General features: G+C 60.3%; 12 protein-coding genes. 5 read left to right on the plus strand and 7 right to left on the minus strand.

The window, feature by feature from the left end; genetic code table 11:
- Positions 1 to 6: 6 nt before the first annotated feature.
- The 4 genes from WGT02_RS15630 to petA all read right to left on the minus strand — a co-directional run bounded on the left by WGT02_RS15630 (position 7) and on the right by petA (position 3,454).
- Positions 7 to 549: an adenine phosphoribosyltransferase gene (locus tag WGT02_RS15630; RefSeq protein WP_024313881.1), complete on the minus strand. Its 543-nt coding sequence runs from the start codon at positions 547 to 549 to the stop codon at positions 7 to 9.
- 115 nt (positions 550 to 664) lie between these two features.
- On the minus strand, positions 665 to 1,558 hold the full coding sequence (locus tag WGT02_RS15635; protein ID WP_024313882.1) for a cytochrome c1: 894 nt from the start codon (positions 1,556 to 1,558) through the stop codon (positions 665 to 667).
- A 26-nt stretch (positions 1,559 to 1,584) separates the two neighbouring features.
- Positions 1,585 to 2,862 carry a cytochrome b N-terminal domain-containing protein gene (locus tag WGT02_RS15640; protein WP_024313883.1) on the minus strand — a complete coding sequence of 426 codons (1,278 nt, stop codon included), beginning with the start codon at positions 2,860 to 2,862 and terminating at the stop codon, positions 1,585 to 1,587.
- Between the two features lie 13 nt (positions 2,863 to 2,875).
- On the minus strand, positions 2,876 to 3,454 hold the full coding sequence (gene petA / locus WGT02_RS15645; protein ID WP_024313884.1) for a ubiquinol-cytochrome c reductase iron-sulfur subunit: 579 nt from the start codon (positions 3,452 to 3,454) through the stop codon (positions 2,876 to 2,878).
- A 285-nt stretch (positions 3,455 to 3,739) separates the two neighbouring features.
- On the opposite strand from petA, the gene WGT02_RS15650 reads away from it, so the two are divergent.
- The gene (locus tag WGT02_RS15650) at positions 3,740 to 4,672 is read left to right on the plus strand and encodes an endonuclease/exonuclease/phosphatase family protein (protein WP_024313885.1); all 933 of its coding nucleotides are present in this window, start codon (positions 3,740 to 3,742) and stop codon (positions 4,670 to 4,672) included.
- Here WGT02_RS15650 and WGT02_RS15655 read toward each other — a convergent pair.
- Positions 4,628 to 6,547, minus strand: coding sequence for an ABC transporter ATP-binding protein (locus tag WGT02_RS15655; protein WP_024313886.1), 1,920 nt, complete (start codon positions 6,545 to 6,547; stop codon positions 4,628 to 4,630). The genes WGT02_RS15650 and WGT02_RS15655 overlap by 45 nt on opposite strands.
- Before the next feature lie 182 nt (positions 6,548 to 6,729).
- Between WGT02_RS15655 and WGT02_RS15660 the strand changes: the two genes are divergently transcribed.
- A complete protein-coding gene (locus tag WGT02_RS15660) occupies positions 6,730 to 6,939 on the plus strand; it encodes a hypothetical protein (protein WP_029709931.1) in 210 nt (69 codons plus the stop codon).
- A 61-nt stretch (positions 6,940 to 7,000) separates the two neighbouring features.
- On the opposite strand, the gene WGT02_RS15665 is transcribed toward WGT02_RS15660, so the two are convergent.
- Positions 7,001 to 8,857 carry an ABC transporter ATP-binding protein gene (locus WGT02_RS15665; RefSeq protein WP_024313888.1) on the minus strand — a complete coding sequence of 619 codons (1,857 nt, stop codon included), beginning with the start codon at positions 8,855 to 8,857 and terminating at the stop codon, positions 7,001 to 7,003.
- 387 nt (positions 8,858 to 9,244) lie between these two features.
- Between WGT02_RS15665 and WGT02_RS15670 the strand changes: the two genes are divergently transcribed.
- Positions 9,245 to 9,706: a tRNA (cytidine(34)-2'-O)-methyltransferase gene (locus WGT02_RS15670; protein ID WP_024313889.1), complete on the plus strand. Its 462-nt coding sequence runs from the start codon at positions 9,245 to 9,247 to the stop codon at positions 9,704 to 9,706.
- A gap of 198 nt (positions 9,707 to 9,904) precedes the next feature.
- Complete coding sequence (locus WGT02_RS15675) at positions 9,905 to 11,551, plus strand: Na/Pi cotransporter family protein (protein WP_208250004.1); 1,647 nt, start codon at positions 9,905 to 9,907, stop codon at positions 11,549 to 11,551.
- A gap of 6 nt (positions 11,552 to 11,557) precedes the next feature.
- Here WGT02_RS15675 and WGT02_RS15680 read toward each other — a convergent pair whose 3' ends face one another.
- Positions 11,558 to 11,818: a hypothetical protein gene (locus tag WGT02_RS15680; RefSeq protein WP_024313891.1), complete on the minus strand. Its 261-nt coding sequence runs from the start codon at positions 11,816 to 11,818 to the stop codon at positions 11,558 to 11,560.
- 167 nt (positions 11,819 to 11,985) lie between these two features.
- Between WGT02_RS15680 and hemF the strand changes: the two genes are divergently transcribed.
- Positions 11,986 to 12,900, plus strand: coding sequence for an oxygen-dependent coproporphyrinogen oxidase (gene hemF / locus WGT02_RS15685; protein ID WP_208250001.1), 915 nt, complete (start codon positions 11,986 to 11,988; stop codon positions 12,898 to 12,900).
- Positions 12,901 to 12,934: the final 34 nt, after the last annotated feature.

Genomic DNA, 12,934 nt, shown 5'->3' on the forward strand with positions numbered 1-12,934 from the left:
CGGGGCTCAGTGGCCTGAGAATTCCACCAGGGTTCGAACGTCGACGCCGAGATCCTCCAGCTTCCTGCGGCCGCCGAGATCCGGCAGGTCGATGACGAAGCAGGCTGAAACGACCTGCGCCCCCATTTGCCGCAGGAGCTGTGTGGCGGCCACCGCCGTTCCTCCAGTGGCGATCAGATCATCGACGAGGATGACCTTCTCGCCTGGCTGCACCGCATCCAGGTGCATCTCCATTTCGTCGACACCATATTCCAGGCTATAAGCGACACGCACGGTATCGCGTGGCAGCTTGCCTTTCTTGCGGATCGGTACGAACCCCGCCGAAAGCTGATGCGCCACCGCACCGCCCAGAATGAAGCCCCGCGCTTCGGTTCCGGCAATCTTGTCGATCTTCAGGCCTGCATAGGGCTGCACCAGTTCATCGACGGCGCGGCGGAAGGCGCGCGGATTGCCGAGAAGCGTGGTGATGTCACGGAAAATAATGCCGGGCTTTGGGTAGTCCGGGATGGAGCGGATGCTGGCTGCAAGCTCCGAAATCGTATCACTCATGGAGTATCCATATTCTGCAGGGCTTCATTCGGCGCACCCTATCAATTGCCACTGTCGGAACCAACAAAAAAGGCGGCACGAAGGCCGCCTTTCCCTAGATCCTGGAGCAAAGCTCTCAGTGTTCCTTGTTCGCATAGACCGAACGCTTGGTCAGATAGATCAGTCCCGTGAAGATCACCAGGAAGACCATGACCATGAAGCCGGTGCGCTTGCGATCTTCGAGATGCGGCTCGGCAGCCCACATCAAGAAGGACGAGACGTCCTTGGCGTACTGGTCGACCGTCGCCGGCGCACCGTCGTCATAGCTCACCTGGCCGTCGGACAGCGGCTTCGGCATCGCCAGAGCAGCGGCATTGGCGAAGTACGGGTTATAGTGCGTCCCATCGGCCACCTGAACGCCGGCCGGCGGCTGCTGGTCGTAGCCGGTCAGCAGCGAGTAGATGTAGTCAGGGCCACCTTCCTGATAACCGCCGACGAACGGGATCATGTCGATCAGGAATTGCGGGAAACCACGTTCGATGCCGCGCGCCTTGGCAATCAGCGAGAAATCCGGGGGCGCCGCGCCATTGTTGGCCGCTGCCGCCGCTTCGTGGTTCGGGAACGGCGATGGGAAGTAATCCGACGGGATGGCCTTGCGGGTGAACATGTCACCGCTGGCGTTCGGACCGTCCTGAACCTCGTAGTTGGCGGCAAAGGCCTTCACCTGAGCGTCCGAGTAGCCAAGATCCCCAAGCGTTCGGAAGGGCACAAGGCTCATCGAATGACAGGCCGCACAGACTTCCGTGTAGACCTTCAGACCGCGCTGCAACTGGCCCTTATCGTAGTGGCCGACAGGGCCGGCAAAGGTCCAGTGTTCATGCTTGGGATGAAGCAGCGGATAGTGCGGCGTCTCGCCTTCGGCATGATGCGCCGGCTCGGCGCCGTTCGAGGCGGCTTCCTGGGCGAATGCTGCGCCGCTCAAACCGGCGACGACAGCAAGCGACAGGAGGCTTGTAACAAGCTTTTTCATGTTTCTCTTCCCTTCCTGTCGCACGCTCAGGCCTTGACCGGCTCAGCGGCGGCAGCCTTGTTGCGCTTTTCCAGAACCGCTTCCGTAATTGAATTTGGCAAGCGGCGCGGCGTCTCGACGAGGCCGAGAACCGGCATGGCGACCAGGAAGAAGGCGAAGTATAGCAGCGTGCAGATCTGCGAGATGGTGGTGAACAGGCCCTCGGCAGGCTGGGAACCGAGCCAACCGAGAACGATGGCATTGGCGACGAACAGCCAGTAGAACACCCTGTACCACGGGCGATAGACAGCCGAGCGAACCTTCGACGTATCGAGCCAGGGCAGGAAGAACAGCACGATGATGGCGCCGAACATGACCAGGACGCCGGCGAGCTTGGAGTCGATCGGTCCGATGTTGAAGGTGATCGAGCGCAGCATCGCGTAGAACGGCAGGAAGTACCATTCCGGAACGATGTGGGCAGGCGTCTTCAACGGATCAGCCGGAATGTAGTTGTCCGGGTGGCCAAGGAAGTTCGGCATGTAGAAGACGAAGTAGGCGTAGACCAGCAGGAAGATCGACACACCAAGCGCATCCTTGAGGGTCGCGTAAGGTGTGAAGCGAACGGTATCCGTCTTGGTCTTGACCTCGACGCCGGTCGGATTCGTCTGACCGACAACGTGCAGCGCCCAGATATGCAGGACGACGACGCCGGCAATGACGAAGGGCAGCAGGTAGTGCAGCGAGAAGAAGCGGTTCAGCGTCGGGTTCTCGACGGCGAAACCACCGAGCAGGAACTGCTGGATCCACTCGCCGACCAGCGGGAATGCGGAGAAGAAGCCGGTGATAACGGTCGCGCCCCAGAAGGACATCTGACCCCAGGGCAGAACGTAGCCCATGAAGCCGGTCGCCATCATCAGGAGGTAGATGAGGACGCCGAGGATCCAGAGGATCTCACGCGGCGCCTTGTAGGAGCCGTAGTAGAGACCACGGGCGATGTGCAGATAGACGGCAACGAAGAAGAAGGAGGCGCCGTTGGCGTGCATATAGCGCAGCAGCCAGCCATGGTTGACGTCACGCATGATCTTCTCGACGGAGTTGAACGCAACCGTCGTTTCCGCGGCATAGTGCATGGCAAGCACGACGCCGGTTAAGATCTGCACGATGAGCATGACGGCAAGCATGGCGCCGAAGGTATAGGCATAGTTCAGGTTCCGCGGAACCGGATATGCGACGAAACTGTCGTAGACCATGCGCGGCAAAGGCAGGCGCGAATCGATCCACTTCTCTAGGCCGGTTGATGGCTCGTAGCTGGAATGGCCACTCATAAATCAGTCCCCCTCAACCGATCTTGATTACTTTATCGGAAATGAACGAATAGGTCGGGATCGCCAGGTTCTGCGGCGCCGGACCTTTGCGGATGCGGCCGGCCGTATCGTAGACCGAGCCATGGCAGGGACAGAACCAACCATTGTATTCGCCGGCCTGGCCGAGCGGGATGCAGCCGAGATGGGTGCACGAACCGATCATGACGATCCAGTTTTCCTTGTCCTTGCCGGCGGAACGGTCAACGCCAGTCGCCTGGGCGTCTGAAGGCAGGTTGGCGTTGCGCGCGACCGGATCCTTCAGATCGGACAGCGCAACCTCATCGGCAGCCTTCACTTCCTCAGGGGTACGGTTGCGGATGAAGATCGGCTTGCCGCGCCACTTGGCGGTCAGCGACATTCCGGGCTCGAGGCTGGAAACGTCGACTTCGATGGAAGCCAGAGCCAGCGTGGAGGCATCCGGACGCATCTGATCGATAAACGGCCAAGCGACCGAAACGGCGCCGACAGCGCCCGCCATACCAGTGGTGAGATAAAGGAAATCACGGCGAGTGGGCTCGCCCGTGATCTCGCTTGTCGTTTCGTGTTCGCTCACGGCTTAAACCATCCTCTACGCAATTTTTGCGGAACTCCGCCTTCCCCTCGCGGCGGCGAATCTGTCGCGACACAATTCGACCTTAGATTCCCCACCAATCCGGCGCGTTCTAAGCTTGATCGCAAATTATGTCCAGCCTTGGCAAGGCCATGTGGGCACAATGTCGCGGGAATTTTCAGATGATTTTCGAAGACAATCACATGCTTGCCACAGTTGTGCATTGCACCAATTCGAACCTCGTGCTAGGCGACCGCCACAAACCTCTCCCCATCCCAGCGCCCGCCGATGAAAGACACTTTATACTGCATAGGGAGTGTTCTCCTCTCGCTGTTACTGGCGCTGGTGTCTTTGCGCTATATCACACATGTGTGGCTTCTGGCCTTCGTCTATAGCTTTCAGATCCACTTTGCTCTGGTTGCGATCGCAGGCTGCCTGGTCCTTCTCATCCTCAGGCGGCACTGGTATGCCTACGTGCTGCTTTCCATCGCCGCGATGTTGCTTGGACATGGCGTGATCATGCTGCGGGAGTTTGAGGCACCCCCGGCACGTGCCGAGACGCCACCGCTTTTCAGGCTGATGTCCTTCAATATCGAGCACGAGAACGTCTCCAATGCAGCCCGCATTGCGGATTTCATCATCGCCTCGAATGCGGATGTCGTGAACATCCTGGAGGCTGCACCCCTTCGCCCGCACATCGCGCGCCTGTCTGGCACATATCCCTATCACATAGGCTGCGGTGCGGAGACCAACGAATGCGACACGCTTGTCCTCTCGAAGCGGCCGTTTGTCGACAAGAAGGTCAGCAGCCTAGGTGAGCTTTGGCGCAACCGGCTGACGCGCTCTGCCATCGACTTCGACGGAACCAAGGTCAATTTCCTGGCAGCCCACCTCGCCAAACCCTATTTCGATGACTTCCAGACAGACGAACTCGTCGATCTCAGATCGGCGGCAGGTGCGATCGACGGCCCGCTCGTTCTTGCCGGAGACTTCAATTCCGCAATCGCCGACCCACACATCCAGCGTTTGATGCGCAGGGCCGGCTTTCACTCCGTCTTTCCGGAACCGGCGACCTGGCCGATCAGGGCGGGCCGCCTCGGCATCGGCATCGACCATGTCCTCGCCCGCCCTCCGCTGCGGCTGAAGTCGGTCGAACGGATCGAAGACAATATGGGGTCAAACCACTTTGGCCTCATGGCCGAGTTTGCGGTCGACGGTTGACAGAGGCGTCGACGCCTCGAAATCGGTGGCGAGGAACCCGCCTGATTGCCGTGCCCAGAGTTCGGCATAGAGACCGCCACGCTTCAGCAGGGTCTCGTGTGTTCCCTCTTCGATGATCTCGCCCTCGTCGACGACGATCAATCGGTCGAGGGCGGCAATGGTCGAGAGCCGATGCGCGATGGCCAGCACCGTCTTGCCTTGCATCAGGCCGATCAGGTTGGATTGGATTGCCTCTTCCACCTCGGAATCCAGCGCCGAGGTGGCTTCGTCGAGCACGAGGATCGGCGCATCCTTCAGCATGATGCGTGCAATCGCGATGCGCTGGCGCTGACCGCCGGAGAGCTTCACGCCACGTTCCCCGACATGTGCATCGAAGCCGTTGCGGCCATTCTGGTCCTGCAGGCGCTCGATGAAGCCAAGCGCTTCTGCGCGCCGCGCCGCCTCCATCAGCCGCGCCTCGCCCGCATCAGGGCGCCCAAACAGGATATTGTCCCGGACCGAGCGATGCAGCAGCGACGTATCCTGGCTGACGACGCCGATCTGCATGCGCAGGGTTTCCTGCCTGACGGCTGCAATGTCCTGGCCATCGACCAATATCTGTCCGCCTTCGAGGTCGTAGAGGCGCAACAGCAGGTTCACCAGTGTGGACTTGCCAGCACCGGAGCGCCCGACGATACCGACCTTCTCCCCCGGTTCGATCGTCAGCGAGAAGTTGTCGATGACACCGCTTTCCCTGCCGTAGTGGAAGGAGACGTTCTCGAAGCGGATGCCGGGCTGTCGGATGACAAGGTCGGGCGCGTCGGGGCGATCGACCAGTCCGAGCGGCTGCGAAATCAGCTCGGCAGCATTCTGGATCGTGCCGAGGTTGCGCATGATGCCGTTGAACTGGGTCATCAGCCGACCCAGAAGGAAGTTGAGGCGCAAGACAAGCGCAAGCGAGAACGCCACAGCACCGGAACTGACAAGGCCGGCCAGCCACAAATGAACGCAGAGCGCCGCCATCGTGACGATCATGATGCCCGAGAGCAGCGCCATCGAGGCGCGTACGCCGGTGATGAAGCGCGTGAACCGCAGCACCGTCTCCTGATAGAAGTCGAAGCCTTGCCGCATGTAGCGGTCGCTCTCCTCATCGCGCGCAAACAGCTTCAAGGTCTGGATATTGCTGTACGCGTCCACCATGCGCCCGTTGATCATCGAGGCGGCTTCAGCTGTTTGGCGGGAATGAAACCGGATGCGCGGCACGAAATAGCGCGCCAGAACGGCGAAGGCGCACAGCCAGCAGAGCACGACCACGGCAAGCGAGAAATCGAGGCCTGCGACGAGCACCAGCGTCGTCGCCGCATAAATGCCGACGAACCAGACACTCTCCATCAGCGACGTGACCAAGTCGCCCGTGGCCTGCCCGGCCGACCAGACCTTGGTGACGATGCGACCCGAGAAATCGCTTTGGAAGAAGGACAGCGATTGTTTCGAAACATGCAGATAGGATTGCCAGCGCGCCAGGTTGTAGAAGCCGGGCGTGATCACCTGCTGATCGACGAGCGCGATCAACAGCGCGACGACAAAGCGGACAATGCCGATAAGAACGAGCATGCTGAACAACTCGGCGCCGTGCGCGGCAAGGAGACCGCTCCAGCCTGCCGCCGGCGTGATCGTCGAAAGAATATCCACGAGCCGCCCGACGAACCAGAACAGTGCCGCCTCGATCGCCGCCGACATCCCGCCGAGCAGGAGCATCGCCACGAACGGCGCCTTCGCTTGACCGATATAGAACCAGACGAATCCAAACGTAGAGCGCGGTGGTTGAATGTTTTCCCGCGGCGCAAAGGGATTAATCCAATTTTCGAAAGCACGGAGGAGTCGTTTTATCAGCATATTTGCGATATAGGCTTAATAGCCGGAGCGGGAAAGCGACGGCCCCAGGGCGCAACCCTATATTTTCGTAACAATCGGTAACAACAACGGCATCGTCGTTGAATGAGACTGACCTCGTCACAATCTCGGGGTACAATGGATTCTTACGGGAGACGGCCGCGATGCAAGCAAGAAAGGCAATCATGTCGAGTATTCCGCTGCCGCTTGCGGCACGACTTGATGCACTCGTTGAACAGTTGGACATATCCTACGACCAAGCTATTGCCGAGGCGATCTCTGCGTGGATCGATCGTGAGGAAGAGCGGCGTCTGTTCGCATTGCGTACGCTTGCGTCGACCAATAGCATGCTTGTCGAAGGAAACCGGGTGAAAGATTGGGCAGACAGCCTCTGACCCCACATCCATAGACTTAAAAAGAGAAGCCCTCTCCGCATCTGCAGGGAGGGCTTCTGGTTTATTCGGCCGCCTCTTCCGCCTCTTCCGAATGATCGGCCAGGAAGCCGCCCGATTGCCGGCTCCACAGGTCCGCATAGATGCCGCCTTGTTCGACAAGCTCGACATGGGCGCCGGCCTGGATGATCCTGCCCTTGTCGAGCACGATCAGACGGTCCATCTCGGTCAGGGTCGACAGGCGATGTGCGATTGCAATCACCGTCTTGCCTTCCATCAGCGCGAACAGGTTCTCCTGGATCGCCGCTTCGACCTCGGAGTCGAGCGCCGATGTCGCCTCGTCGAGGACCAAAATCGGCGCGTCCTTCAAGAAGACGCGGGCGATCGCGATGCGCTGGCGCTGACCGCCGGAGAGCTTGACACCACGCTCGCCAACCTGCGCGTCGAGCCCCTTGCGGCCCTGCATGTCGACAAGCCCGTCGATGAATTCCCAGGCGTTGGCCCGCTTGGCGGCTTCGATCACCTGGGCATCTGTCGCCTCGGGGCGGCCATAGGCGATGTTGTCGCGGATCGAACGGTGCAGCAGGGAGGTATCCTGCGTCACGACGCCGATCAGTTCGCGTAGGCTCTCCTGAGAAACGGTCGAGACGTCCTGCCCATCGATGGTGATGCGGCCAGCCTCCAGATCGTAGAAGCGCAGCAGCAGGTTCATCAGTGTGGTCTTGCCGGCGCCGGAACGACCGACCAGACCGACCTTCTCGCCCGCCTTGATGTCGAGAGAGAGACTGTCGATGACGCCCTTGCCCTTGCCGTAATGGAAGCGGATGCGGTCGTAGTGGATTGCACCCTTCTTGGCAGACAGTTGCGGCGCGCCCGGCTCGTCGACGATGTCGTGTTTCTTCGTCATCATTTCCATGCCGTCATAGACCGTGCCGATGTTCTCGAACAGCGCCGAGACCTCCCACATAATCCACTGCGACATGCCGTTGACGCGCATGGCAAGACCGATCGCGATGGCAATGGCGCCGACGGAGATCTGTCCGTTCAGCCAGAACCAGATGGACAGGCCCGACACCACGAACAACGCCACGCAGTTGTTCATGTAGACGGCGATGTGAAACAACGTGACGCGGCGCATCTGCGCATGAACGGTTCCAAGGAACTCCTCCATACCGCTACGCGCATAGGTCTCCTCGCGGCCGGCATGCGAAAACAGCTTGACCGTCGCGATGTTCGTGTAGCTGTCGACCACCCGACCCGTCATGATCGAGCGCGCATCCGCCTGCTGCGCCGCGATCCTGCGCAGCCGTGGCACGAAGTAGGACACGATGGCGACGTAGACGGCGAGCCAGACGAGGATCGGGATCATCAGCCGCCAGTCGGCAGCAGCGATGACGATGATCATCGACAGGAAATACGTCACGACATAGACGAAGACATCAAGGATCTTCATCGTCGTTTCACGCACCGCAAGCGAGGTCTGCATCACCTTCGTCGCAACGCGTCCGGCAAACTCGTTGGCAAAGAACGTCATGCTGTGACGCAGCAGGAAGCGGTGCATCTGCCAGCGCGCGATCATCGGGTAGTTGCCGAGAAGCACCTGATGCATGATGAGCGAATCTATGCCCGCCGCCAGCGGCAGGCCGATGAGGATCAACGCTCCCATCCATGCCAGCCTCGGCCACTCCGTTTGCAGGAACGTTGCCTTGTCGGCATTCGTCAGCCAGTCCACGATGTCGCCGAGGAACTGGAAGAGAGCCACCTCACCGACGGCGATCAGCGCCGTCAGGACCGCCATGATGGCAAGCCACGGTGCTGCCGGCTTCGTATAGTGCCAGCAAAAAGCAAAAAGGCCCTTCGGAGGAGCAACCGGCTCCTCGCTCGGGAAGGGGTTAAGTCGCTGTTCGAACCAGCCAAACATGAAAATGCTCCGAAACTTCGCAGTTCCGGCCTCCCGGCTCGGCCAAAAAGGGGGCGCTTGAGCTCATATGGGAACCGGATGTTCACGAGGCGAGGCCACGACAGCCGCGCAATGGATTACAAATGGGAATTCAGGAAAGAAATGGCACTAGGCGTGCCAGATCGCCACTCGTGGGTTCACGCGTCGAGAGCGCATACGCGGCAATATTTCCATCTGGCGCTCCCTGCTGGCGATTAAAAGATATGCACCGATAACGCGAATTCGATGAAATTTCCAGCCCCGATCTGCCGGAAATTGAACATTTCAGGGTCAAAATGCGTCCTATTGCACCGAAATCACAGTTGCAATAGGTCTCGTTCGACGAAAACCGAAGAAGACGACCGCACCATGGCAGACCTCAGACTAGCCCTCTATCAGCCTGACATCCCCGGCAATACCGGTACCATCCTGCGTCTTGCCGCCTGCCTCGGCTTTGGTGTCGATATCATCGAGCCGGCGGGCTTTGATATATCGGACCGAAACCTCAAGCGGGCCGGCATGGATTACATCGCCGCAGCCGCCCTCACCCGCCACGTCAATTGGGATCGCTTCGAAGATTGGCGAAAGAACACCGGCCGACGCCTGGTGCTGGCATCCACCAAGTCGTCCGGCCGTTACACCGACTTCGCGTTTCACGCCGACGACATCCTGCTTTTCGGCCGCGAAAGCGCCGGCGTCCCGGACCACGTGCATACGGCAGCCGACGCCCGGATCCTTGTTCCGATGGTTGAAGGTCAACGCTCGATCAATGTTGCCGTCTCGGCCGCGATGATCGTCGGAGAAGCCATGCGGCAGACTGTCTGGGGTTGATTTCCGGCCCGGTGACATGAAATGCCGATAGAGCCCCAGAATATGTCGCGAACGGCGTTGTGAATTTTCCTGAGCGGCGTATAGTTTTTAGCCGGACAATTAAAAAAGTGTGCGGAAGGCCATGTTTTCAATCACTTGGCAAAGAGAGATTCGAACAGGAAGGCGCCTGTTCGCATAAGAGACAAAAGAAACGGTAGAATGGAATCGACGATCGTCATGATCAACCTGTTCGGCGCGGTAGCCCTGCTACTGTTTGGCCTGGCACAGGTAAAGGACGGCGTTTCCCGAGCGTTTGGAGCGCGACTGCGCAGCGGCCTTGCGACCGGCACCCGCAGTGGCTTGCGCTCGTTCGCGTCCGGCTTCGTCGCCACGGTCGCGCTGCAGAGCTCGACCGCGACGGCCCTGATGGTCGCCTCCTTCGTCGAGCGCGAACTGGTGAAGCAGCGCATGGCGCAAGTCGTCCTGCTCGGCGCCAATGTCGGAACCGCGGTGACCGCCTGGATCGTCGCCACCGGCATCGCGTGGCTGTCTCCTCTGGTGATCCTTGCCGGAATGATCCTTCATCGCAGCGGCTCGTCGGCACGACAGGGCGGCGGCGCGGCCCTGATCGGCATCGGCCTGATGCTGCTGTCGCTGCATCTCCTGAGCAGCGCCACCGAGCCGATGCGGCAGTCGCCCGCCCTTAGTGCCTTCATCGCCCTGCTCGACAATGCCTGGCCGGTCGCACTTGCCTTTGCCGCCGGCATCGCCTTCATCTCGTCGTCGAGCCTTGCCGCCGTCGTTCTCATTCTATCGCTTGCCTCGACGGGCATCCTGTCGGCCGGACTGGTCATCGTGCTGGTGCTCGGCGCCAACCTCGGCGGCGCCGTTCCCCCGGTCATTGCCTCGCTCGGCGGGCCGGCAGCCGCCAAGCGCGTCACACTGGGCAATCTGATCGTGCGGGCAACCGGCTGCCTGATCGCGTTGCCGCTCGCAGGCTACGGCGCGGAACTGCTGGCAACGCTGCCGCTGGCGCCGGCAAAACTGCCCGTCGACGCCCATCTCAGCTTCAACCTGATCCTCGCGGCGCTTGCCTGGCCCTTCTCGCGCCCACTCTCGCGGCTGATGCTGAGACTGGTGCCTGACGACACGCAGCCAGACAGCGCACCGAGATACCTCGACCAGCATGAACTTTCGACGCCTGTTGTCGCCCTCGCCAGCGCGACGCGGGAAGTGCTCGGCGTCGGCGATCTGATCGAACGCATGTTGTTGCGCGCCTCGAACGCTTTTGAAAACAACGAGCTGGCGAAGCTCAAGGAAATCCCGTCGCTGGAAAAGCGGGTCGACAGCCTGCAGCAGGAGGTGAAAATCTACCTGTCCAAGCTCGGCCACGCCGGTCTGAGCGAAGAGGATGGTCGCCGCTCCATCGTCATCATCGACTACGCGATCAACCTCGAACATATCGGTGACATCATCGAGAAGGGCCTGACGCCGCAGGTTTCGAAGAAGGTTTCGCTGGGCCTGAAATTTTCCGAGGAGGGCTACGAGGAACTGCGCAAGCTCTTCCACCTGACGATCGACAATCTGCGCATCGCCCAGACGATCCTCGTCACCCGCGACTTCAACCTTGCCAAGCAGCTGATGGAGGTGAAGGTCGAGGTTCGCCGGATGGAGAAGCAGTCCTCGGAACGACATCTGGAGCGCCTGCGCCACGGTCGCGCTGACAGCCTGCAGACAAGCTCATTGCACCTGGACATGCTGCGCGACCTGAAGCGCATCAACGCCCACATTGTTTCGGTCGCACACCCGATCCTCGACGAAAGCGGACTGCTCATCGAAAGCAGGCTGAAAGGCGCCGCCGAGTAACGCCGCTCAGTCGGCCGACGGCAGCCGGCGCATCGTGAATTCGATCTGGTCGCCTTCCAGCTGGCGCCAGCTCTCGACTTCCGTCCAATATGCAGCCTTGGGATATTCGTCGAACCATTCGCGCGCCTTGGCGCGGGCCTCGAGGAGATTGAGGCAATAGGTTTGTCGGACGAAACGGTCGTTCTTGCGGGGCGTGCCTTCCGCCCGGTGGGCAGCAATCCGTCGCTTGAGACCGTCGAACGACGGAGGTCCAGGAATTTTCGTCATGTGCCTACCTCTGTCGGAAAAAGGTAATATCGAAAATCGCGTTTTGCGAGTCGAATCTGAGGAAGCCTCAATCACCTGCTCTGCTGGCAGGACCCTGCCCCAGCTGCTATCAGAGCAGCAAAGACGAAAGCGCGAGTCGACTGGCGACCCGCTCGGAGAGAGACAGAATGGAAAGACCGGAACTTCCGATCGGCCTGCCGGATGATATCGAAGAGAAGAAGTCGACTGCCCGGGCATGGTTCGAAAGTCTTCGCGACACGATCTGCTCCTCGTTCGAAGCGCTGGAAGACGAACTCTCCGGCCCGCTCTGCGATAGAGAGCCGGGCCGCTTTGTGGCGAAGGACTGGTCGCGCGAAAATGGTGCCGGTGGCGGCGGCCGCATGTCGATGATGCACGGCCGCGTCTTCGAGAAGGTTGGGGTGCACACCTCCACCGTCTACGGAGAGTTCGCGCCGGACCTGCGCGCCCAGATGCCCGGCGCCAAGGAGGACCCTCGCTTCTGGGCCTCGGGCATTTCGCTGATCGCCCATCCTGTCAATCCCAACGTGCCGGCCGTTCACATGAACACGCGCATGGTGGTCACCTCGAGCCGCTGGTTTGGGGGCGGCGCCGACCTGACGCCGGTGCTTGATCGCCGCCGCACGCAGGAAGACGAGGACAGCCAGCTCTTCCACAAGGCCATGGAGATTGCCTGCCGAAGCCACTCCGGTGTCGCCGACTACGCCGCCTACAAGACGTGGTGCGACGAGTATTTCTTCCTCAAGCACCGCAACGAGCCGCGCGGCATCGGCGGCATCTTCTATGATTGGCTGCACTCCCGTGAGGAGGCCGGCGGCTGGGACGCCGATTTCGCCTTCACCCGCGACGTCGGAAGGGCGTTTGCCATGGTTTATCCACGGATCGTTCGCTCCAACCTCAATAAACAGTGGACAGACGCGGATCGTGACGAACAATTGATTCGCCGTGGACGCTATGTTGAGTTCAATTTGCTCTATGATCGAGGTACAATCTTTGGCCTCAAGACAGGAGGAAACGTAGAGTCCATTCTCTCATCCTTACCCCCGCTCGTCCGCTGGCCGTGACCTGACAAAAAAACGCGCCGGGAGGGCTTAAATT

It is taken from the genome of Rhizobium sp. T1470 (genome assembly GCF_042140505.1).
In the GTDB taxonomy this organism is placed as follows: Bacteria; Pseudomonadota; Alphaproteobacteria; order Rhizobiales; family Rhizobiaceae; genus Rhizobium; species Rhizobium favelukesii.

Bases quoted from the DNA above. Each gene is read 5' to 3' on its own strand.
- WGT02_RS15635 (WP_024313882.1), bottom strand. From the start codon at position 1,558: ATGAAAAAGCTTGTTACAAGCCTCCTGTCGCTTGCTGTCGTCGCCGGT.
- WGT02_RS15675 (WP_208250004.1), top strand. From the start codon at position 9,905: ATGGAATCGACGATCGTCATGATCAACCTGTTCGGCGCGGTAGCCCTG.
- WGT02_RS15630 (WP_024313881.1), bottom strand. From the start codon at position 549: ATGAGTGATACGATTTCGGAGCTTGCAGCCAGCATCCGCTCCATCCCG.
- WGT02_RS15670 (WP_024313889.1), top strand. From the start codon at position 9,245: ATGGCAGACCTCAGACTAGCCCTCTATCAGCCTGACATCCCCGGCAAT.
- hemF (WP_208250001.1), top strand. From the start codon at position 11,986: ATGGAAAGACCGGAACTTCCGATCGGCCTGCCGGATGATATCGAAGAG.
- WGT02_RS15680 (WP_024313891.1), bottom strand. From the start codon at position 11,818: ATGACGAAAATTCCTGGACCTCCGTCGTTCGACGGTCTCAAGCGACGG.
- WGT02_RS15655 (WP_024313886.1), bottom strand. From the start codon at position 6,547: ATGCTGATAAAACGACTCCTCCGTGCTTTCGAAAATTGGATTAATCCC.
- WGT02_RS15640 (WP_024313883.1), bottom strand. From the start codon at position 2,862: ATGAGTGGCCATTCCAGCTACGAGCCATCAACCGGCCTAGAGAAGTGG.
- WGT02_RS15660 (WP_029709931.1), top strand. From the start codon at position 6,730: ATGTCGAGTATTCCGCTGCCGCTTGCGGCACGACTTGATGCACTCGTT.
- WGT02_RS15665 (WP_024313888.1), bottom strand. From the start codon at position 8,857: ATGTTTGGCTGGTTCGAACAGCGACTTAACCCCTTCCCGAGCGAGGAG.
- WGT02_RS15650 (WP_024313885.1), top strand. From the start codon at position 3,740: ATGAAAGACACTTTATACTGCATAGGGAGTGTTCTCCTCTCGCTGTTA.